Here is a 21,756-nt window from a genome sequence, read left to right on the forward strand (position 1 = left end):
GGGTGGGGCCAACTGGGCCAGATCCAGACGTTCCGGGGCGGCGGGCGCGCGGGGCGCTTCCGGCGCGGGCGGCGGCGCAGGCGGCGCCTGGAGCTCCACGGCGGCGACGGGGGCGGCGACGGCGGCCAGCAGGGCCACGGCGCCGAGGGCGACCAGGGGACGGCGGCGTGTGGGGACGGCGGTCATGATACAGGCGATCCTTCTTTTCAGGGCGTGGGGGCGAGCGGCCATGGCGAGGGCGGCCGAGGGGGCGGGGGCGCAGGCCAGGCCGATCAGGGCGTTTGCGTATTCGGCCCGGTCCATGCGGCCGGCGGCGATGGCGTCGGCGGCTTCCTCGGAGCGGGCGGCAAGGTCGGCGTGCAGACGCCAGACCAGCGGGTTGAACCAGAACAGGGCCAGGACCAGACGCGACAGGATCAGGAAGACCCAGTCGCCGCGGCGCAGGTGGGCCAGCTCGTGGGCCAGAATGGCTGGCGCGGCCTGGGGCGCCCTGAGGCTGGCGTCGTCGATCAGGACCACGCCGGGGCGCACGCCCCAGCTGAGCGGACCGGGCGTCTGGCGGCTGGACAACAGGCGGGGTCGGGGCTGATGCGCGGCCAGGGCCGCCAGCCAGCGGGGACAGCGCACGGGCGCGGCGTCGCTGGTCCAGCGGTGCAGGGTCCAGACCCCGGCGGCGAAGCGGGCGGCGATCAGCACGGCGCCGAGAGTCCACAGGCAGGCGAGGATGACGGCGGCGTCCGGCATGGCCAGGGCGCCGGATACAGCCACGCCCTCAAGCGGCTCGACCTGGCCGCTCCAGACCGGGGGCGCGATCGGAGCGGGAGCGGGCGCGGAAGGCAGGACCGCGAAGCGCAGCGCCGGACCCACGGCCATCAGGGCGGGCAGGGCCAGCAGCATCAGGACGGTTCCGCGCAGGATGTCGACCCGCTCCACCGGGCGGCGGGTGGCGAAGCGGGCCAGCAGCAGGCCCACGCCCGCGATCAGGCTGGTCTTGGCGAGAAGGGCGATGAGGAGGGCGAGCGTCATGACGGGTCTCCCTTGGCCCCGTCAGTCTTGGCCTTGTCGATCAGGCGGCGCAGGGCTTCGGCCTCGTCGGAGGTCAGGCGGTCGCCCATGCCCAGAAGGGCGGTGGCGGCGCTGACGGCGGACCCGGCGAAGAAGGTGTCCACCATGCGCTTGAGGGCGCCGGCGGCCAGGGCGTCGGGGCGCGGCGCCGGGCGATAGACGAAACCGCCCTGACCCGGTTCGCGGCGCACCAGATCCTTGGCCTCAAGCCGGGACAGCAGAGTGCGCACGGCGGAATCGCTGAGCGGATCGGACAGGGTGGCGCGGACATCAGCCGCCGTGGCGGCCTCAAGCCGACAGAGGGTTTCGAACACCTCCCGCTCGCGCCGGGGCAGGGACTCGATCACGGGCCGTCTCCTCTACAAATGTAGCGTTACACTTGTAGCGAATTGGGGCGGCAATGGGGCGGCCAGATGAAAAGGCGGTCAGGGTTCCGGTCAGACGCCGCTCTGACTCTGGCCGCCGATCCAAGTGCGGACGGTCTGGCCGTCGCGGTCCAGCAGGACCAGGTCGGCCATGAGGCCGGCTTCGATGCGGCCGCGCTCGTCGGACAGGCCCATGAAGGCGGCGGGGGCGGTTGCGGCCATGAAGGCGGCCTGGGGCAGGGTGAGGCCGAGGCGGTCGACGGCGTTGCGGACGGCCGAGGCCATGTCCAGATCGGCGCCGGCGAGGGTGCCGTGCTCGTCCATGCAGACGCCGTCCTGCACCGTGATGCGGCGGCCGTGCAGGTCGAAGACCTTTTCGGTCATGCCCACCGAGGGCATGGCGTCGGTCACCAGCATGAAGCGGTCCAGCGGCCGGGCGCGCAAGGCGATCTTCAGGGTCGCGTCATGCACGTGGCGGCCGTCAACGATCAGGCCGCACCAGCAGTCGGAATCATTCAGGGCGGCGCCCACCACGCCGGGCTCGCGATTGCCCAGCTGGCTCATGGCGTTGAAAAGGTGGGTGACGCCGGTGGCGCCCGCGTCCAGGGCGCGGCGGGCCTCGTCATAGCCGGCGTTGGTGTGGCCGATGGCGACCACCACCCGGGCGGCGGCGAGACGGCCGATCATGGCGGGCGTCGCCGCCTCGGGCGCCACGGTGACCAGGGTGCGGCCGCGCTTCAGCGAGGTGAGTCGGACCAGGCCTTCCTCGTCCAGGTCGCGCAGGTGATCCAGACTATGGATGCCGCGGCGCCGGGCGCTGAGGTAGGGGCCTTCGATATGGATGCCCAACACGCCGGGCACGCCCTGTTCGATGGCCGCCTCCACCGCGCGCATGGCCCGGTCGATGACGTCCAGATCGTCGCTGATCAGGGTGGGCAGGAAGCCGGTGGTTCCGAAGTGGCGGTGGGCGGCGGCGATGGCGGCGATGCCCTCCACGGTCGGTTCGTCGTTGAACAGCACCCCGCCGCCGCCGTTGACCTGGGTGTCGATGAAGCCGGGCAGCAGCACGCCGCCGTCCAGATCCACGCGCGCGCCGTCGGGCGCGGCGTCGGCGGCGACCAGGTCGGCGATGCGGTCGCCCTCCAGAACCACCGCCACGTCCTCGCGCAGGACTTCGCCGGTCAGCACCCGGCCATTGATCAGAACCGTGCGCATCAGACCGTTTCAGTGACCTTGTTCAGATGGGGCGGGCGATCGGGATCATAGCCCCGGGACACCGACAGGGCGTTGGCCATGCGGTAGAAACTCTGGATCATCAGGATCGGCTCCAGTCCCGGATCGGCGGCCAGGGCGGGCAGGCCGCCGGGCTCGCCCGATGCGGCCATCAGGACGTGGGCGCCGCGCGCGGCCATGTCGGCGGCCATGGCGCGGACGCCGTCGCGGGTCTCGTCATTCTGGGCGAAGACGAGGGCGGGAAAGCCGGGCTCCACCAGGGCCATGGGGCCGTGCAGAACCTCGGCGGTCGAGAAGGCCTCGGCGTGCAGGCCGCAGGTCTCCTTGAATTTGAGCGCCGCCTCCAGGGCGATGCCGTAACCGACGCCGCGGCCCAGCACATAGAGATTGCGGGCGTTCCTGAGGGCCTCGACCCCTTGCGACCAGTCCAGCGCCCAGGCCTGGATCAACTGGGCGGGCAGGGCGGACAGACCGTTCCGCAGACCCGCGTCATCGCTCCATTCCGCCGTCAGATGGGCGAGGGCGCTCAGCGATGCGATGTAGGATTTGGTGGCCGCGACACTACGCTCGGCGCCGGCGTGCAGGGGAATGACGATGTCGGCGAGCTCGGCGAGGGGCGAGGAGGCGTCATTGACCAGGGCGACCATGCGGGCCCCGGCGTCCTTGGCTGCGCGCACGGCGGACAGAAGGTCCGGGCTCTTGCCCGACTGCGAGATGGCCAAGCCTAACACGCCGTCGAGGGTCTGGAGCGTTTGATAGACCGAGCTGACCGACAGGCCGGCGGCCGAGGTCAGCACGCCCAGCCGGGTGCCCATCAGATAGCGGCCGTAGGTGCCCGCGTGGTCGGAGCTGCCGCGGCCGAAGGTGACGACGGCGCGGGGCGGTTCGCGGCGCAGGGTTTCGGCCAGGTCGCGCACGACCTCGGTGTTGGCCGCCAGCTGGCGCGCCACGACGGACGAGGCCTCGGCGGCTTCGGCGAACATGCGGGTGGACTCGGCGGGCGGGACGGTCACGGCGGCGGCTCTCACGACAGGGCGTTCAGTTCGGCGACGAAGTCATAGGCGTCGCCACGGTAATAGGATTGCGTCACCTCAACGGCCCGACCGTCCGCCAGGATGCCGCGCCGCTCGATCAACAGGGCGGGATCGGTGGGACGCAGGCCCATCAGTTCGGCGTGTTCGGCGCCCAGAAGCACGGCGCGCAGGCGCTGCAGCGCGCGGGCGGGGCGGTGGCCGGTCTTCTCCAGCGCCGCATAGAGGGAGTCGCCGACGTCATCGGGCGAGGCCAGGCAGAAGCCGGGAATGGTCGAGAACTCCAGCGCCATGACCGCGCCGTCGGCGTAACGGATGCGGCTGAAGCGATAGACCGGGGTGCCGGGTGACAGGCCCAGGGTCATGGACTCCTCGGGCGTCACGGCCCCGCGCGACTTGGTCAGCCAGGCGCTGTGCGGGGTGCGGCCGCGCGAGATCATGTCCTCGGTGAAGGACGACAGCTTGGAGAAGTTCTTCTCGACGCGGGCGGCGACGAAGGTGCCCGCGCCCTGGCGGCGGGTCAGCAGGCCTTCGCCGACCAGGCCGTCCAGCGCCTTGCGCACGGTGATGCGCGAGATCTTGTACTCGGCCGCCAGGTCCCGCTCGGCGGGCAGGGCGTCGTCGGGCGCCAGCACCTTGGCGTTGATGGCGTCGCGCAGGGCCTTCTGAAGCTGCTTGTAGAGGGGCGCGTGATCGCCCTGGTCCAGCGCGCCGATCCGTTCAGAAAACATGGACGAAACCTCCCCCGTGCGGGCCGATCATCCCGCGTCGTCGGTGACGGTAACACCGGACCAATGAGATACCAATATCAAATTTGTTCGGAATTGGCCTCATTTTGGGCTTGTCATTTTTTCGTAATGGGGCAGTGTTCGGTTCATTGGCCTGATACACCCGTGTTCCTGCAACGAGAAAGCGGGCTCATTGGTATTATATTGGGCTTCAATCGGCTTGGGGACGGGGGTCCCCATCTTTGAGGGGAGAGTGCCGGGTGACCAGAGTTCGTAAATCGCTCATTGCAGCATCCGTCAGCGGTCTGGCCATCATGGCCGCCGGCGCCGCCATGGCCCAAACGGGACCGGATGTGACAGAGGTCGACGAGGTCGTCGTCACCGGCATCCGCGCCTCGCTTCAGCAATCGCTGGAGACCAAGCGCAGCTCCAACTCCATCATCGACGTGGTGACGGCCGAGGATGTGGGCCGCTTCCCGTCCTCCAACGTGGCCGAGGCCATCACCATCATCCCGGGCGTGACCATCGACCGGGAGTTCGGCCAGGGCGAGAAGGTCTCGATCCTGGGCACCGACCCCGCGCTGAACCGGACCCTGCTGAACGGCCAGACGGTGGCCTCGGCGGACTGGTTCATCCTGGATCAGCCGGGCCGGACCTTCAACTATGCGCTGCTGGCGCCGCAGATCGTGGGCAGCGTCGAGGTCTACAAGACGCCCGAGCCGCGCATCGACGAGGGCTCCATCGGCGGCACGGTGATCGTCAACACGCGGCGTCCGCTGGACGCGGGCATCGACCCCATTTCGGGCGCGGTGACCTATCTGTGGAACGACCGCTCCGAGGAAGGCGACTTCCAGTATTCGGTCATGGGCAACTGGACCAACCCGGAGCGCACCTTCGGCGTGCTGGTGGCCGCCCAGCGGGCCAGCGACTTCCTGCGCCGCGACGGGGTGCAGTCCTACGGCACGGTGACGGCGTCGGACTATCTGCCGTCGACCCAGCCGTCGTGGAAGCCGGGCTCTCCCACCTGTGTCGGCGCCTGCGCGGACACCCTGGCGGCCAATCCGGACGCCATCGGCCTGAACGCCCTGGCGGCCTCCTATTTCGAGCAGCAGCGCGACCGCGACAGCTACATGGCGGCCCTCCAGTGGCGGCCGACGCCGAACCTGGAGATCAATTTCGACTGGCTGCGCATCGACGCCAGCTATGACAACACCAACCAGTCCATGTTCGCCTTCCAGGGCAACACATGGAACGCGCTCGACCGTCTGACCGACATCACGGTCGAGGACGGGATCATCACCCGGGCGACGTTCGACAACGCCCTGTCGGTGCTGGACGTGCAGTACCGCGAGGCCGCCATGACCTCGGACAGCTACCGGCTGAACCTGGAATGGACCGGCGACCGCTGGGATGTGTCGGCGGTGGCGGGCTACACCACGGCCGACGGCGGCACCCAGCGCCAGCTGTTCGGCGAGTTCCTGAACTGGTCGAACTATACGGTGGACATCTCGGGCGCGCCCGGGCGGCCCGGCGTGGTGACCTATGAAGACAACATCATGGACGATCCGACGGCCTTCGCCTTCGACGGCGGGTGGGGCGCGGGCGATCCGACCCAGGGCCCGACGGGCTGGAACTCGGGCTGGGGCGGCAACATCGTCGCCAAGCCGACCACCGACGAGGAGCAGTACGCCCAGATCGACCTGGGCTATGAGCTCATGGGCGCGATCAACCGCATCCAGTTCGGCTACAAGTACCGCGACCATGAGACCGACCAGCGCATGTCCGGCGTGTCGATCCCGATCTACGGCTATGTGGGCGACACCTCCATGTTCAACCCGCGCCAGGTGCCGTCGAACTATCTGGAAGGCTTCGACGTCAACGACCAGATGCGCACGCGCTTCGTCATCGACGGGGCGGCCCTGGCGGACTACCTGGCGTCGGGCGGCTATCTGCAACCGTGGCAGACCGCCCCGGAAGTGACCGTGTTCGGCAACGCCGAGTTCACCTCGCAGAACTGGAACATCCAGGAAGCGGCCCACGCCGCCTATGTGCAGGCCGACTTCGACACCGGCCGGATGCGCGGCAACTTCGGCCTGCGCTATGTGCGCACCGAATCCGAGAGCGGCGGCTACACCTGCATCAACCAGACGGCGTCCGGTTGCGGCACGACCGAGGCCGACTGGGAGTGGGTGGTGGCCACCAAGGAGTACGACAACTGGCTGCCCAGCGTGAACGTGGCCATCGATCTGGCCGACGACCTGATCCTGCGCCTGTCGGCGGCCCAGGTGATCGCGCGACCGAACTTCGCGGACATGTCCAACTACTTCTGGCTGTCGGACCAGATTCTGACCGGCGGCGGCGGCAATCCGGACCTGAACCCGTATGAATCGCTGAACCTGCACGCCTCGCTGGAGTGGTACTTCCAGCCCGAGGCCATCCTGGGCGCCGAGTTCTTCTACAAGGATATCGACAACTACATCCTGCAGCAGACCTCGCCCGAGGATCACTTCAACCAGGCCCAGCAGGCGGTCACCACCTATCAGATCAGCCGCCCGGCCAACGCCGGCTCGGCCCAGGTGCGCGGCGTGGCCCTGGCCTATCAGCAGACCTTCGCCTACGGCTTCGGCCTGCTGGCCAACTACACCTATGTGGACGCCGAGGCGGATAACGGCGATCCGCTGCCGTACAACTCCAACCACCAGCTGAACATCAGCCCGTTCTACGAGAACGGACCGTTCTCGGCCCGCCTGGGCTACAGCTGGCGCTCGGAGTATTTCACCGGCGTGGACCGGGCCAACAACATGTACGTGGACGACCATGAGAACCTGGACGCCACGGTCAGCTGGGCCTTCAGCGACCAGGTCAGCATGACCTTCGCGGGCCAGAACCTGCTGGACAGCGAGTACTACAACTATGCGGACACGGTGGCGCTGCCGCGCGGCGTGTACCGGACCGGCCGAAAGCTGATGGCGACGCTCGCCGTCAACTTCTGACGCAGGGGCGCGGGGCGGACGATCCCGCCGTCCCGCGCCGCCTTCGTCAGCCTATCCCCTGAGCGAACTGGGGCGGCCGCATTGCGCCGCCCCGTCTTTCGCCGGAAAGTCTTCCCGAGTGCGAGGGGCATTTCATGATCAAGACCATTTCATCCGCCGTCGTCCTGTCCGTAGCCGGACTGATGACGGTCGCGGCCCCGTCGTGGGCGCAGGCCCCTTCCCTGATTCCGGCGCCCGTCGCCGCCACGCCCGCTGAGGGCGTGTTCCGCCTGGACGCCGCCACCGTGGTGCGGATCCCGCCCGGCGATGCGGAGGCGGCGCGGGCCGCCGCATACTTCATCGACCTGATCCGGCGCACCCGAGGGCTTGAGCTGGCCGTGTCGGACGCGCCCGGGGCGGGCATCGTCTTCGAACGCAATGAGGGCGGCGCCGAGGACGCCTATGGGCTGGCGGTCGGACCGGGCGGGGCGACCATCGGCGCCTCGGACTTCGGCGGCCTGCTGTATGGCGGGGTGAGCCTGTGGCAGCTGGCCACCGCCGAGGCGGGGCAGGGCGCGGTCGAGATCGCCGCGACGACCATCGAGGATGCGCCGCGCTTCGGCTGGCGCGGGCTGATGCTGGATTCGGCGCGCCATTTCCAGAGCATCGAGATGGTCCGCGACCTGATCGACGTCATGGCCACGCACAAGCTGAACGTACTGCACTGGCACTTGACCGACGACCAGGCCTGGCGGCTGGAGATCAACGCGTATCCGCGCCTGACCGAGGTGGGCGCGTGGCGGCAGCAGGCCGGGGCGGCGGGCTTCGACGAGACCGGCGAGCCGCTGCTTTACGGCGGGTTCTACACCCAGGATCAGGTGCGCGAGATCGTGGCCTATGCGGCCGCGCTGAACATCACGGTGGTGCCCGAGATCGAGATGCCGGGCCACGCCCTGGCGGCCGTCGTCGCCTATCCGGAGCTGGGATCGGTCGAGGACCTGCCGGACGCGGTGTTCACCGACTGGGGCGTGTTCCCCTGGCTGTTCAACATCGAGGACGGGACGTTCGAATTCCTGGAGACGGTGCTGGACGAGGTCATGGCCCTGTTCCCCAGCGAATACATCCACATCGGCGGCGACGAGGCGGTCAAGGACCAGTGGGAGGCCAACGCCCACATCCAGGCGCGCATGGCCGAGCTGGGCGTCGCGGACGAGAATGAACTGCAGAGCTGGTTCGTGCGGCGCATCGAGCGCCACCTGAACGCCAATGGCCGACGCCTGATCGGCTGGGACGAGATCCTGGAAGGCGGCCTGGCGCCCAACGCGACGGTCATGTCCTGGCGCGGCATCGACGGCGCCATCGAGGCGGCGCGGATGGGGCACGACACGGTGCTGACGCCCGCGCCGGTCCTGTATTTCGACCATCGCCAGAGCCACAGTCCGGACGAGTCGCCCGGACGCGGCGCGGTGATCAGCACCCGGGATGTCTACGCCTTCGACCCGGCGCCGGACGCCCTGACCGAGGACCAGCTGGATCATATCCTGGGCGTGCAGGGCAATGTCTGGACCGAGCACATCCGCACCGAGGAGCGGCTGTGGGACAAGCTGTTCCCGCGCATGGCGGCGGTGGCGGAGCTGGCCTGGTCGCCGCCCCACGTGAACGACTGGGCGGGCTTCGCGGCGCGCCTGCCCGACCAGCTGGATCGTTATGAGGCCCTGGGCGTGACCCACGCGACCATCTGGCTGGAGCCGATGCTGTCGCTGGACCTGGCCGAGGACGACGCCGGGATCGCGGTGGCGCTGTCCAATGAACTGGGCGCGGGCGAGATCCGCTACACGACCGACGGCGGGGATGTGACGTCCGACGCGGCGGTCTATGAGGACGCAGTGATCGTCCAGTCGGGCGCCGTGGTCCGGGCGTCCACCTGGCTGAACGGCGAGCCCATCGGCCGCGAGCGCGAATGGACCGTGTCCGCCCGGGACGCGGTGATCCGCACCAGCCATCAGCTGGCCCAGTGCACGGGCGGGCTGGTGCTGGCGCTGGAGGATGACGCGCCGCGTGGCCCGGACACGGACGAACGCGCCGTGCTGGTGACCGACATCCTCAATCCCTGCTGGGTCTATGAGGCGGCGCCGCTGGACGGGGTGACCATGGTGACCGCGCATGTGGGGTCTCACCCCTTCAACTATCAGGTGGGCGCGGCGCGAGACTCTGTGCCGCTGCATCCCATGTCCACGCCGCACGGCGAGTTGGAGATCCGGCTGGACAACTGCGAGGGGCCGCTCATCGGCGCCCTGTCGCTGACGCCCGCCGTGGACAATGACGGCATCACTGTCCTGACCGGCGAGATCGCGCCGCAGGACGGCCGCCATGACCTGTGCCTGCGGTTCACGCGGGACTCGGTCGACCCGATCTGGGCGGTCGAGCGCATCACCCTCGGCAGCCGGGAGCGCCCATGACCGACATCGTCCTCGTCGCGCCCATGGCCGGCTGGGCCGCGCCGCTCTCCGAGGCGCCGGACCCGGTCTTCGCCGAGCGGATGATGGGGGACGGGGTGGCGGTGGACCCCATCGAGGGCGTGTTGCGCGCGCCCTGCGACGGAGTGGTGACGATCCTGGCGCCTGCGCTCCACGCGGTGACGCTCCGTGGCGAGAGCGGAGTCGAGGTACTGATGCACATCGGGCTGGAGACCGTGGCCCTGAAGGGCGAGGGCTTCACCGCCCGCGTCATCGAGGGGCAGGCGGTGAAGGCGGGCGACCCGCTGATCGAGTTCGATCTGGACCTGATCGGGGGGCAGGCGAAGAGCCTGATCACACCCATCATCATCACCAACGGCGAGGCCTTCGAGGTGGCGAACCGGGTCACCGACCGCGAGGTCCAGGCGGGCGATCCGCTGATGACACTGCGGGCGTCGGGCAGGACGGGGCCGGTTGTTGAGGCTGCGGGTGTCGAGGCTGAACGCAAGGTGGTGACGCCGCTGGCCCACGGCATCCACGCCCGCCCGGCCGCGCGCATCGCGGCCCTGGCCAAGGGGTTCGACGCCGAGGTGACGGTGGCGGCCTTCAACCGCCGTTCCAGCGCGAGGAGCCCGGTGGGCGTCATGGCCCTGGCCATCCGGCACGGGGACGCCATCACCCTGTCGGCCAGCGGGCCGGACGCGGCGCGGGCGGTCGAGGCCCTCGCCGAACTGATCGAGGGCGGCATGGGCGAGGCGGGGGCGGCGCCCGCCGCGAAGGTCACGCCGGAGCCGGTCCCAAGGCCCCGGCGGGCGCTGCACACCGGAGTGCTGCGCGGGGTGACGGCGGCGCCGGGCGTGGCCATCGGCCAGGCCGCGCGGCTGATCCGCACCGAGATCGAGGTTTCCGTCGACGGGCGCGGCGCGAGCGCCGAGCACGATGCTTTAAACGGGGCGCTGGAGACGGTGCGCGAGCGGCTGCAGGCCCTGACCGGCGGCGACGCCACGCGCGGCGCCATCGCCGGCGCCCATCTGGCCTTTCTGGACGATCCGGAACTGCTGGCCTCGGCACAGCGCGGCATCAACGAAGGGCGCAGCGCGGGACATGCCTGGCGAACCGCCATCGACGGTTTCGTGCAGGCCCTGAACGCCCTGGGCGACCGGCGCATGGCCGAGCGGGTGGACGACCTGAAGGATCTGGAGCGTCAGGTGCTGGCGGTGCTGACCGGCGAAGGCGAGGGCGGCCCCGATGTGCCGCAGGGCGCCGTGGTCATCGCCGAAGAGCTGGCCCCGTCGCAGGTCATGGCGCTGGACCCGTCGCGGATCGGCGGGCTGTGCATCGCGCGGGGCGGGCCCACGTCCCACGTGGCCATCCTGGCCGCGTCCATGGGCCTGCCGTGTCTGGTGGCGGTGGGCGACGCGCTGATGGATGTGATGGACGGGGCCGCCCTGATCCTGGACGCCGACGCCGGGACCCTGCGGGTGTCGCCCGACGCGGCGGCGCTGGGGGCCGCGCAGACCGAGCTGGCCCGGCGCCACCAGCGCCACGCCGCCGCTCTTGAGAACGCGGGCGAGGACTGCCGCCTGCTGGACGGAACCCGCATCGAGGTGTTCGCCAATCTGGGCGCTGTGGGCGAGGCCGAACGGGCGGTGGCCAACGGCGCGGAAGGCTGCGGGCTGCTGCGCACCGAGTTCCTGTTCCTCGAACGGGACACGGCGCCGGACGAGGACGAACAGGCGGCCCAGTATCAGGCCATCGCCGACGGGCTGGGCGGACGGCCGCTGATTGTGCGGACCCTGGACGCGGGCGGCGACAAGCCCATGCCCTATCTGCCCATTCCCCATGAGGAGAACCCGGCGCTGGGCCTGCGCGGGGTGCGGGTGGGCCTGTGGCGGCCGCAGATGTTGATGACCCAGCTGCGCGCCATCCTGCGCGTCGCGCCCGCCGGCCAGTGCAAGATCATGGTCCCCATGGTCGCCAGCCCCGACGAACTGGCCGCCGTGCGCCGCATGCTGGAGGAGGCGCGGCGCGACATGGGCGTGGCCACGCCGGTGCAGCTGGGCGTGATGATCGAGACGCCCGCCGCCGCCGTCACGGCCGACCTGATCGCCGAACAGGCCGACTTCCTGTCCATCGGCACCAATGACCTGACGCAATATGTGCTGGCCCGCGACCGGGGCAATCCGGCGGTGGCCGCCGACATCGACGGGCTGCACCCCGCCGTCCTGCGCCTGATCCGCCAGACCTGCGAGGCGGGTCAGGCGAAGGGGCGCTGGGTCGGGGTGTGCGGCGGACTGGCGGGCGACATGGCCGCCGCGCCGATCCTCGTGGGGCTGGGCGTCACCGAACTGTCGGCGGCGCCCGCCGTGCTGCCGGACCTGAAGGCGCTGCTGCGCGGCCTGACCATGGATGTCTGCCGCGATCTGGCGACGCGGGCGCTGGCGTGCGCGTCGGTGGACGAGGTGCGCGCCCTTGCCGATGATTTCCGAAGGGGAGCCGACCGATGAAGGCCCTGCTCGAACGCCTGCAGCCTCTGGGCCGCGCCCTGATGCTGCCCATCGCGGTGCTGCCCGCCGCCGCCCTGCTGCTCAGGCTGGGCCAGCCGGACCTGCTGGACATCGCCTTCATGTCTGCGGCGGGGGACGCGGTGTTCTCGAACCTGGGCCTGCTGTTCGCCATCGGCGTGGCGGTGGGCTTCGCCCGCGACGGCAACGGTGCGGCGGGACTGGCGGGCGTGGTCTGTTTCCTGATCGCCACCGAGGGGGCCAAGGCCCTGCTGGTCGTGCCGCCGGAAGTTGTGGCGGGCCTGCCCGAAACCGCCGTCGCCCTGGCCGAGGCGGCGTGGCGGGACGGGGCGCTGGCGCGGCTCAGCGTGCCCATCGGCATCATCTCCGGCCTGATCGCGGGCGATTTCTACAACCGGTTCTCGACCTTGAAGCTGCCAGAGTATCTGGCCTTCTTCGCCGGGCGGCGCTTCGTGCCCATCGTCAGCGGCGTGGCGGGACTGGCGCTGGCGGCCATCATCGGCTTCGGCTTTTCCGGCATCAGCGGGGCCATGGACGGCTTCAGCCGCGCCATCGTCGGCTCGGGCGAGGTGGGGCTGTTCCTGTACGGGGTGCTGAACCGGCTGCTGATCGTCACCGGCCTGCACCACATCCTCAACAACATCGCCTGGTTCGTGATCGGGGACTATCAGGGCGTCACCGGCGACCTGCGCCGGTTCTTCGCCGGAGACCCCGAGGCGGGCGCGTTCATGTCCGGCTTCTTCCCGGTGATGATGTTCGGCCTGCCTGCCGCGTGCCTGGCCATGTATCACGCCGCGAAACCGGAGCGGAAAAAGGCCGTGGGCGGCATGCTCATGTCGCTGGCCCTGACGGCGTTCCTGACCGGGGTGACCGAGCCCATCGAGTTCACTTTCATGTTCCTGGCCCCGGTGCTGTACGCCGTGCACACGGTGCTGACCGGCGCGGCCATGGTGATCATGAGCCTGCTGGACGTGAAGCTGGGCTTCGGCTTTTCGGCGGGGCTGTTCGACTATGTGCTGAACTTCAACCAGTCCACGCGGCCGCTGATGCTGATCCCGGTGGGGCTGGTCTATTTCGCGCTCTACTACGGCCTGTTCCGGCTGGTGATCCGCTGGATGGACCTGAAGACGCCGGGGCGCGAGGACGAACCGATGGCGGCGTCCGGCGCCGTGCAGACCACCACGTCCGGCGGACGCGGCGCGGCCTATCTGGCGGCGCTGGGCGGGGCGGCCAATGTGGAGAGCGTGGACGCCTGCACCACCCGCTTGCGGCTGATTCTGAACGACCAAAGCGCGGTGGATGAGGCCGGGCTGAAGGCGCTTGGCGCGCGCGGGCTGGTGAGGCCCTCGGACCGGGCGCTGCAGGTGGTGCTGGGCCCCATCGCTGATCAGGTGGCGGATGAGATCCGCGCGGCTCTGACCGCTGCGCCCGTTGCGGGCGCCGGGAACGCCGACGACTGGCTGGCGGCCTTGGGCGGACGGAGCAATGTCCTGTCGGTCGAGCGACGTGACGGCCGGGTGCTGCTGCGCCTGAAGGCCGTGTCCGGACTCGACGTCGCCGCGCTCAAGGCCTTGGGCGCGCGGGGGGTGGCGGTGACGACGGTCGGGGCGCACCTGATCCTGGGGCCGCGCGCCGAGGCCGTGGCCAGAGACCTCGCCGCCGCGTCCTGACCGGGGCCATCGCGCGCCGGCGTCACGGGATCACGGAGAACCGCCAGATCGTGTGGTGGCGATAGCGCTGGCCCGGATCGAGCCGCGCCGAGGGGAAACCCGGCTGGTTCGGCGCGTCCGGGAAATTCTGGGGTTCGAGACACAGGCCCTGGCCCTGGCCATAGGCGACGCCGTTGCGGCCGATCAACTCGCCGGTCAGGAAATTGCCGGAGTAAAACTGCAGCCCCGGCTCGGTGGTCAGCAGCTCCATCGCGCGGCCGGAGGCTGGATCGGTCACCCGCGCGGCGAAGGTCGGCGTGTCGGTCCGCCCCTCGTCGCGGACGAAATTGTGGTCATAGCCGCGGCCGATGCGGATCTGGGCGTCGTGCGCGTCCCGGACCCGGTCGCCGATGCGTCGCGCGGTTCGGAAGTCGAAGGGTGTGTCGTCCACGGGGCGGATTTCGCCCGTGGGAATCAGGCCCTCATCCACGGGCGTATAAGCCGAGGCGGCGAGAGTCAGATGGTGATCCATCACGTCGCGCCCGCCGTCCGCCCCGGCCAGGTTGAAATAGCCGTGGGGCGCCAGCGACACCACGGTGGGTGCATCGGTGACCGCTTCAAGGATCAGGTCCAGCTGGTCGGCCTCGGGGGCCAGCCGGTAGGTGGCGGTGATGGTGAGCTCGCCGGGAAAGCCCTGATCGCCGTCGGGGCTGACGTGGCGCAGCACCACCTGATGCGGGTCAGCCGACTCGATGCGCCAGACCACCTTGTCCAGCCCCCGGACCCCGCCGTGCAGGGCGTTGGAGCCTTCATTGGCGGTGATGCGGAAGCGGCGGCCGTCGAGGGTGAAGGCGGCGCCGCCGATGCGATTGGCGTAACGCCCGACGCAGGCGCCCATGAAGTGGGGCTGGCGCAGATAGGGCTCCAGCGTGTCGTGGCCCAACAGCACATGGCCGAGGCGGCCCTCGCGGTCCGGAACCTGAACCCCCTGCAGGGACGCGCCCAGGGTGATGACGTCCACCTGCATGCCGCCGGCGTTGCGCAGGGTGACGCGCTCGACGACCTCGCCGTCCGGGGTGACGCCGAACCGGGTCCTGTCCGCAGTGGGCATGGTCATCTCCTTGCGCCGGACGATAGCGCGCGCAGCCGGTTCAGCCAGCGGCTGTCGCCGGCGGCGCGCAGCACCAGGAACAGCAGGATCATCAGGCCGATGACGATCTTCGCCCACCAGCTGGTCAGCGAGCCCTCGAAGGTGATGTAGGTCAGGATCAGCCCCTGGATCATCACCCCGAAGAACGAGCCGATCATGCCGCCCGAGCCGCCGGTCAGAAGGGCCCCGCCGATGACCACCGCGGCGATGGCCTCAAGCTCCACGCCGACCCCGGACAGGGCGTAGCCGGCCCCCGTGTAGATGGAGAACACCACGCCCGCCAAGGCGGCCATGAAGCCGGAGAAGGCGTAGATCAATATGGTGACCCGGCCCACCGGGGCACCCATCAGCAGGGCGGCGCGCGCGTCGCCGCCGACGGCGTAGACCTGGGATCCGAAGCGGGTGCGGTGCAGGATCAGGCCCCCTAGCACGAAGGCGGCGATCATGATCACGGCGATCAGGGTCAGGCCGCCGCCGCCCGGCAGCGGCACGCTCCATGAGGCCATCTGCGCATAGAGCGGATGCTGCACCGGCACGGAGTCCTGCGACAGCACCAGCGCCGCGCCCCGCGCCAGGAACATGGCGGTCAGGGTGACGATGAAGGGCGGCGCCTCCAGATAGTGGATGGCCGCGCCGACCAGGGCGCCGAAGCCTGCGCCGAGGGTCAGGGCAACGGCGAAGGCGGCCAGCGGGTGCAGGCCCCAGTTGCCGATGGCGATGGCGATCAGCAGGGAGGAGAACGCCATCACCGCGCCCACCGACAGGTCGATCCCGCCGGCCACGATCACCATGGTCATACCCACGGCCAGGATGCCCAGATACGCGCTGTCGGTCAGCAGGTTGCCGGCCACGCGCGGGGTGGCCATGTAGGGAAACTGCAGGGCGAAGACGGCGTACATCAGCACGAACAGGCCGATGGTCACCATCGTCGGGGCGCGAAGACCGATCATGGGGCGATCTCCCGGCGAGAAGGGGTCAGGCGGCGCCACGCGCGCCCGCCCGCCGGCGACTGCAGCGCCAGGATGACGGCGATCAGCAGCGCCATGACGATCAGATTGTATTCCGCCGGCAGGCCCGAGCGCAGGATCGCCAGCTTCAGGCCCTGCAGGGTCCATACGCCCAGCAGGGCCAGCGACAGCCCCAGACGCCCGCCGTACAGGGACGCGCCGCCGATCACCGCCGCCAGAATGGCGTCCAGCTCCAGCCAGAGGCCGGCGTTGTTGGCGTCGGCCCCGCGAATGTCGCCGGCCACGATCAGCCCGGCCAGGGCGGCCATCAGGCCCGACACCATATAGACGCAGATCAGCACCATGCGGCTGTTGACGCCCGACAGGCGGCTGGCGGCGGGATTGACGCCGATGGCCTCGATGAACAGGCCCAGCGCCGTGCGGCGGGTCAGGACGATGAGAGCCATGGCGGCGGCCAAGGTGATCCAGACGGGAATGGGCAGGCCCAGCCAGGCGCCCCCGCCGATGGCCGCCAGTCCCGGATCGTTGAAGGTCAGGATGCGACCGTCGGTGATCAGCTGGGCGACGCCGCGCCCCGCCACCATCAGGATCAGGGTGGCCACGATGGGCTGGATGCCGATGACCGCCACCAGCACGCCGTTCCACAGGCCGCAGGCCAGCCCCGCGCCCAGGGCCGCGGCGACGGCGACTGGCCACGGCGCCCCGCTGTTGACCAGCACGGCCGCCACCGCGCCCGCAATGGCCATGACCGCGCCCACCGACAGGTCGATGCCCCGGGTGGCGATGACCATGCTCATGCCCAGCGCCAGCAGGGCCACCGGCGCGGCGCGGTTCAGCAGATTGATCGGGCTGCCGTACAGCCGCCCATCGGACCAGGTCAGCTCCAGAAAACCGGGCGCGATGACCATGTTCAGGCCCAGCACCAGCGCCAGGGCCGCCAGTTGCGGCCGGGCGGTCATCAGCCAGCGGGTGGTGTCCTTGAAGGCGCTCATGCGGCGTCCGTGTCCGCGATGGCGCCGAGGATGCGGTCAGGATCGATCTGGTCGTGGGACAGGACCCGGACCTGACGCCGGTCGCGCATGACCGAGACGGTCTGGGACAGGGCGGTGAGCTCCTCGATCTCGGAGGAGATCAGATAGACGGCCATGCCGTTGGCCCGCATCTCGTCCACCAGCTTGAGGATTTCGGCGTGGGCGCCGATGTCGACGCCTTGGGTGGGCTCATCCAGCAGGAACAGGACGGGCTCGGTGGCCAGCCAGCGGGCGATCAGGGCCTTCTGCTGGTTGCCCCCCGACAGCTGCTCGATGGGCTTCTCCGCATCCGGCGTGCGGATGTCGAGCAGGCGGATGAAGCGGTCGGCGATCTCGTTCTGGCGCGCGCGCGGGATGGGTTTCAGCCAACCCTGACGGGCCTGAAGCGCCAGGATCATGTTCTCGCGCACGCTGAGGGCGCCGACGATGCCGTCGGACTTGCGGTTCTCGGGCAGCATGGCGAATCGCCGCGCGAGGGCCTGACGCGGGGTGCTCATCCGCACCGCCTCGCCGTCGATCTCCAGCGCGCCCGCGTCCGCCGTCAGGGCGCCGAACATCAGCAGCGCGGTCTCGGTGCGGCCCGATCCCAGAAGGCCGGCGGCGCCCACCACCTGACCGGCGCGGAACTCCAGATCGAACGGCTCGACCACGCCTTTCAGGCCCAGCCCGTTCGCGCGGGCGACCACCGGGGCCTCCGGGTCTGGCGGCGGCGCGGTTCGGCGCGCGTCATCGAAGGCCCGGCCCAACAGCAGCTCCACCAGTTCGCGGCGCTCCAGCCCGGCGATGTCCCGCTCGCCCACCATGGCGCCGTTCCGCAGGACGGTGAGCCGGTCGGCGACCTCGAACACCTGATCCAGAAAGTGGGTGATGAAGATGATGCCGACGCCCTGTTCCGCCAGACCGCGCATGACGCGGAACAGAGCCTGCACCTCGGCCTTGTCCAGACTGGCCGTGGGCTCGTCGAGGATAAGCACCTTCGCCCCAAGATCTACAGCGCGGGCAATGGCGGTCAGCTGGCGCACGGCCAGGGAGAAGGCCGACAGGGGTCGCGACACGTCGATGTCCAGGCCGAAGGGCTTCAGCAACTCGGCGGCCTGCCGGTTCATCTCTCCGCGCCGCACAAGACCGAAGCGGGTCGGCTGGCGCCCGAAGAAGATGTTCTCAGCCACGCTGAGGTTGACCGGCGCGGGCGCTTCCTGATGCACGGCCGCGATCCCCAGCCGCTCGCTTTCGGCCGGGGCGTGGGGATCGATCTCGCGGCCGTTCAGGAACAGGTCGCCCCCGTCACGGCGCAGGACCCCGGTGATGACCTTGATCAGGGTCGATTTGCCCGCGCCGTTCTCGCCCAGCAGGGCGTGGATCTCGCCGGGCCGAAGGGCGAAGTCCACGCCGTCCAAGGCGCGGACGCCGGGGAAGATCTTGTCCACGCCCCGCGCCTGCAGCAGGGCCGGGGCGTCGGTGGCGTGCGCCATGGATCAGTACCGGTCGCGGCGCTGTGCGTACTCAGCCTCGGCCGTGTCCGCCAGATAGAGCGGCGAGTCCGTGCGCACCCACTTCTCGGGGGCGGTTCCGTCGTCCAGATAAGCCTCCAGCAGGTCAAAGGCGGGGCCCGCCATGTTCGGGGTCAGCTCGACCGTGGCGTTGGCCTGACCCTCGGCCATGGCGCGGAAGATGTCGGGCACGCCGTCGATGGAGACGGTCAGGATGTCCTCGCCGGGGTTCAGGCCCGCCTCGGTCATGGCCTGGATGGCGCCGATCATCATGTCGTCGTTGTGAGCGTAGACCGCGCAGATGTTCGGGCCGCCCACCGAACGGATCAGGCTCTCCATCACCTCCTTGGCGCGGGAGCGGGTGAAATCGCCGGACTGGCTGCGCACGATGGTCAGGTTGGGGTTCCCGGCGACGATCTCGGCGAAACCTTCGCGTCGGTCATTGGCCACGCTGGCGCCCACGGTGCCCTGAAGCTCGATGACGCCGCACTGACGGTCGCCCACTTCTTCCGCCAGCCAGCGGGCCGCGACACGGCCCTCCTCGACGGCGTCAGAGGCGACGGCGGCCAGATAGAGATCCTCGTCCGCTGTCTCGATGCGGCGGTCCAGCAGGACCACGGGGATGTTGGCCTCACGCGCCTCGGCCAGGACGGCGTCCCAGCCGGTCTCCACCACCGGGGCCAGCAGGATGGCGTCCACGCCCTGGGCGATGAAGGTGCGGATGGCGCGGATCTGGTTCTCCTGACGCTGCTGGGCGTCGGACACGCGCAGGTCGATGCCGCGCGCCTCGGCCTGCTCGCGGGCCACGCGGGTCTCAGCCGCGCGCCAGCCGGACTCCGATCCGATCTGGGAGAAGCCGACCACCAGCTGGTCGCTGTCCTGGCCCTGACCGCATCCGGCGATGACGGCGCAGGCGAGGGCGGCGACGCCCAGTTTGAGCAGGGACTTCATGGCGTTCTCTCCTTAGCGCCGACTGAGCCGGTCGTTCGTCAGGAGCGCACCATCGAATACTCAGACATTTCCCGCAAGCCTCCCACTCGCGGTAAATGGATACGCCGTGTGGGCGCCTCAGAAATGAAAGGCCGGCGCGGCGACCCGCTCGCCCAGCATGAAGGCGTCCGCCACGTGGCTGAGCGGCGTCAAGTCCACATCACTGCGCCCGGCCGCGATCAGGTCGGCGAAGCGGTCATAGAGGGCCGCATATTCGCCCCCCAGCACGACGTGGTGGGCGGGGCCGGACTGCTGTTCGCCGTCGATGAACAGGTCCGCGCCGCCGTTGGTCAGGGTCAGGACCCCGCCGTCGGTCTCGACCCGGATGGACCAGGTCTGGTCGCCGGTCTGCAGGAAGTCGAACACGGCCGTCACCGGCGCTCCGTCCACGGTCTCGAAGGCCAGGTCCGCAAGGATGGGGGTCTGGCGGTTCTCGGGGAAATGCAGCCGCGCGGCTCTGAGCAGGAAGGCGACGGGCAGGATGCAGGTGACGATGGACAGAGCGTTGATGCCGGGATCGAACACGCCCAGGCCGCCGGGCGCGAAGATCCAGTCCTGTCCCGGATGCCAGACCCGGACGTCCTCGCGCCATTCGATGTGGACGCGCCGGATGGTCTTGTCGGCCAGCCACGCGCGGGCCGGCTCGACCCCGGCGGCGTGGCGCGAATGCCAGGTGGCGAACAGGGTCAGGCCCGCCTTTTCCGCCTGCTCCGCCAGGGCGCGCACCTCGGCCAGGGTGGCGCCGGGCGGCTTCTCGAGCATCAGGTGCCGCCCGGCCGACAGGGCCAGCCGGGCGTCGGTGAAGCGGGGCGCGGGGGGCGTGCACAGGGACACGGCCTGGATGTCGGGCACGACGTCCAGCAGGTCCGCCAGGCTGGTCCGGGTCGGGACGCCGTCGAGATCGCCTTTGCGGTCGGCGGCGCCGATCAGGTCGAAACGCGGGCTGGCGGCGATGGCGGGCAGATGCTGGCTGCGGGCGATGACGCCGACGCCCACGAGACCCAGCCGGATGGGATCGGCGCTCACAGCGAACGCACCGTCACGGACGCGGGCGCCTCGATGGCCAGCGGATTGCGCACGGGCGTCAGGAACGGGGCGGCCTCGACCTCGAACACATCGCCCGGCCGGGTCTCGATTCCGTCGCTGAACGACAGGGTGGCCGTGCCCATGAAGTGGACGTGCACATCGCCCGGCCGCCGGAACTGGGCGTATTTGAAGTGGTGATGCTCCAGGTTCGCCAGGCTGTGGCACATGTTGGCCTCGCCGCTGAGGAACGGCTTCTCCCACAGCACCGCGTTCCCGCGATGGATGCGCACCGTCCCGCGCACATCGGCAGGCGGCTCGCCCAGCAGAATCTCGGCCCCCAGCGAGCAGGCGCGCAGCTTGGAATGGGCCAGGTAGAGGTAGTTCCGGCGCTCGGTGACATGGTCCGAGAACTCATTGCCCAGGGCGAAGCCGAGCCGGAAGGGCGTTCCGTCCGGGCCGATGACATAGATGCCGGCCAGCTCCGGCTCCTCGCCGCCGTCCAGGGCGAAGGATGGGGAGGTCAGGGGCGCGCCGGGCGCGGCGATGACGCCGCCGTCCCCCTTGTAAAACCATTCCGGCTGGACGCCGATCTGGCCGGGCTCCGGCTTGCCGCCCTCCAGGCCCAGCCTGAACATCTTCATGGAGTCGGTCAGGGTCGCCGCATCCTTCAGGTCGCGGTGCATCTTGTCGCGGCCTTCGGCGGAGCCCAGGTGGGTCAGGCCGGTTCCGGTGACCAGCAGGTGGGCCGGGTCGGGGTGGTCGATGGGGGCGCGGACCCGGCCCTCGGCCAGGGCGTCGCGCACGTCCACGGCCTCGCCCAAGCCGGCGGCCTCGACCGCCTCGCCCAGGCTGGAACCGGCCGCGATGGCCGCCCGGGCCAGATCATAGGTGGTGTCATGGCCGTTGACCCGGCGGGCCCGGCCGTCGTCGGTCATGGCGGCCAGCAGACGATCGCCTGCGGCGTCGTCCAGCTGCACGAGTCTGAGAGGCATGGGGGCTCCATTGTCCGGCCAGACATAACTCATACAAAATATGCCGGCGGAAAGGACCCGCTCCTGGCGAGAAATATTCCGGGAT

Annotated in this window: 16 protein-coding genes; 4 read left to right on the forward strand and 12 right to left on the reverse strand. The window is 70.1% G+C overall.

Translation table 11 applies throughout. The features are described from left to right. The 5 genes from IWC96_RS01930 to IWC96_RS01950 form a co-directional block, all read right to left on the reverse strand. Window positions 1-1,026, reverse strand: a 1,026-nt coding sequence (locus tag IWC96_RS01930) for a M56 family metallopeptidase (protein WP_196838265.1), incomplete at its 3' end; no start/stop codon positions are given. Then, complete coding sequence (locus IWC96_RS01935) at window positions 1,023-1,412, reverse strand: BlaI/MecI/CopY family transcriptional regulator (RefSeq protein WP_021696859.1); 390 nt, start codon at window positions 1,410-1,412, stop codon at window positions 1,023-1,025. The genes IWC96_RS01935 and IWC96_RS01930, both read right to left, overlap by 4 nt. Window positions 1,413-1,502: 90 nt before the next feature. Further along, window positions 1,503-2,645, reverse strand: coding sequence for an N-acetylglucosamine-6-phosphate deacetylase (nagA, locus tag IWC96_RS01940; protein ID WP_021696858.1), 1,143 nt, complete (start codon window positions 2,643-2,645; stop codon window positions 1,503-1,505). Beyond that, window positions 2,645-3,646 carry an SIS domain-containing protein gene (locus tag IWC96_RS01945; RefSeq protein ID WP_081703427.1) on the reverse strand — a complete coding sequence of 334 codons (1,002 nt, stop codon included), beginning with the start codon at window positions 3,644-3,646 and terminating at the stop codon, window positions 2,645-2,647. The genes nagA and IWC96_RS01945 overlap by 1 nt, the downstream gene beginning before the upstream one ends. 41 nt (window positions 3,647-3,687) lie before the next feature. Continuing rightward, on the reverse strand, window positions 3,688-4,425 hold the full coding sequence (locus IWC96_RS01950) for a GntR family transcriptional regulator (RefSeq protein ID WP_021696856.1): 738 nt from the start codon (window positions 4,423-4,425) through the stop codon (window positions 3,688-3,690). A 257-nt stretch (window positions 4,426-4,682) separates the two neighbouring features. On the opposite strand from IWC96_RS01950, the gene IWC96_RS01955 reads away from it, so the two are divergent. The 4 genes from IWC96_RS01955 (at window position 4,683) to nagE (ending at window position 14,045) form a co-directional block, all read left to right on the forward strand. After that, window positions 4,683-7,415 (forward strand): TonB-dependent receptor, encoded by a 2,733-nt coding sequence (locus IWC96_RS01955; RefSeq protein WP_196838266.1) that lies wholly within the window; start codon window positions 4,683-4,685, stop codon window positions 7,413-7,415. A gap of 134 nt (window positions 7,416-7,549) precedes the next feature. After that, window positions 7,550-9,853 carry a family 20 glycosylhydrolase gene (locus tag IWC96_RS01960; protein WP_196838267.1) on the forward strand — a complete coding sequence of 768 codons (2,304 nt, stop codon included), beginning with the start codon at window positions 7,550-7,552 and terminating at the stop codon, window positions 9,851-9,853. Beyond that, window positions 9,850-12,357 carry a phosphoenolpyruvate--protein phosphotransferase gene (gene ptsP / locus IWC96_RS01965; protein WP_196838268.1) on the forward strand — a complete coding sequence of 836 codons (2,508 nt, stop codon included), beginning with the start codon at window positions 9,850-9,852 and terminating at the stop codon, window positions 12,355-12,357. Before IWC96_RS01960 ends, ptsP begins: the two co-directional genes overlap by 4 nt. Then, window positions 12,354-14,045 carry an N-acetylglucosamine-specific PTS transporter subunit IIBC gene (nagE, locus tag IWC96_RS01970; RefSeq protein WP_021696852.1) on the forward strand — a complete coding sequence of 564 codons (1,692 nt, stop codon included), beginning with the start codon at window positions 12,354-12,356 and terminating at the stop codon, window positions 14,043-14,045. Before ptsP ends, nagE begins: the two co-directional genes overlap by 4 nt. Before the next feature lie 22 nt (window positions 14,046-14,067). On the opposite strand, the gene IWC96_RS01975 is transcribed toward nagE, so the two are convergent. The 7 genes from IWC96_RS01975 to araD1 all read right to left on the reverse strand — a co-directional run bounded on the left by IWC96_RS01975 (window position 14,068) and on the right by araD1 (window position 21,671). Continuing rightward, a complete protein-coding gene (locus IWC96_RS01975; protein WP_021696851.1) occupies window positions 14,068-15,135 on the reverse strand; it encodes an aldose epimerase family protein in 1,068 nt (355 codons plus the stop codon). A gap of 2 nt (window positions 15,136-15,137) precedes the next feature. Further along, window positions 15,138-16,124 (reverse strand): galactofuranose ABC transporter, permease protein YjfF, encoded by a 987-nt coding sequence (gene yjfF / locus IWC96_RS01980; RefSeq protein WP_021696850.1) that lies wholly within the window; start codon window positions 16,122-16,124, stop codon window positions 15,138-15,140. Beyond that, complete coding sequence (locus tag IWC96_RS01985; protein WP_021696849.1) at window positions 16,121-17,134, reverse strand: ABC transporter permease; 1,014 nt, start codon at window positions 17,132-17,134, stop codon at window positions 16,121-16,123. The genes yjfF and IWC96_RS01985 overlap by 4 nt, the downstream gene beginning before the upstream one ends. Then, entirely contained in the window at window positions 17,131-18,645 is a 1,515-nt protein-coding gene (locus IWC96_RS01990; protein WP_196838269.1) for a sugar ABC transporter ATP-binding protein, read from the reverse strand. The genes IWC96_RS01985 and IWC96_RS01990 overlap by 4 nt, the downstream gene beginning before the upstream one ends. Before the next feature lie 3 nt (window positions 18,646-18,648). Beyond that, window positions 18,649-19,614 carry a galactofuranose ABC transporter, galactofuranose-binding protein YtfQ gene (ytfQ, locus tag IWC96_RS01995; protein ID WP_021696846.1) on the reverse strand — a complete coding sequence of 322 codons (966 nt, stop codon included), beginning with the start codon at window positions 19,612-19,614 and terminating at the stop codon, window positions 18,649-18,651. A gap of 117 nt (window positions 19,615-19,731) precedes the next feature. Then, window positions 19,732-20,679, reverse strand: coding sequence for a Gfo/Idh/MocA family protein (locus tag IWC96_RS02000; RefSeq protein ID WP_021696845.1), 948 nt, complete (start codon window positions 20,677-20,679; stop codon window positions 19,732-19,734). Next, the gene (araD1, locus tag IWC96_RS02005) at window positions 20,676-21,671 is read right to left on the reverse strand and encodes an AraD1 family protein (RefSeq protein ID WP_196838270.1); all 996 of its coding nucleotides are present in this window, start codon (window positions 21,669-21,671) and stop codon (window positions 20,676-20,678) included. Before araD1 ends, IWC96_RS02000 begins: the two co-directional genes overlap by 4 nt. Between the last annotated feature and the right edge of the window lie 85 nt (window positions 21,672-21,756).

It is taken from the genome of Brevundimonas sp. BAL450 (genome assembly GCF_015767455.1).
Taxonomy (GTDB): Bacteria; Pseudomonadota; Alphaproteobacteria; order Caulobacterales; family Caulobacteraceae; genus Brevundimonas; species Brevundimonas abyssalis.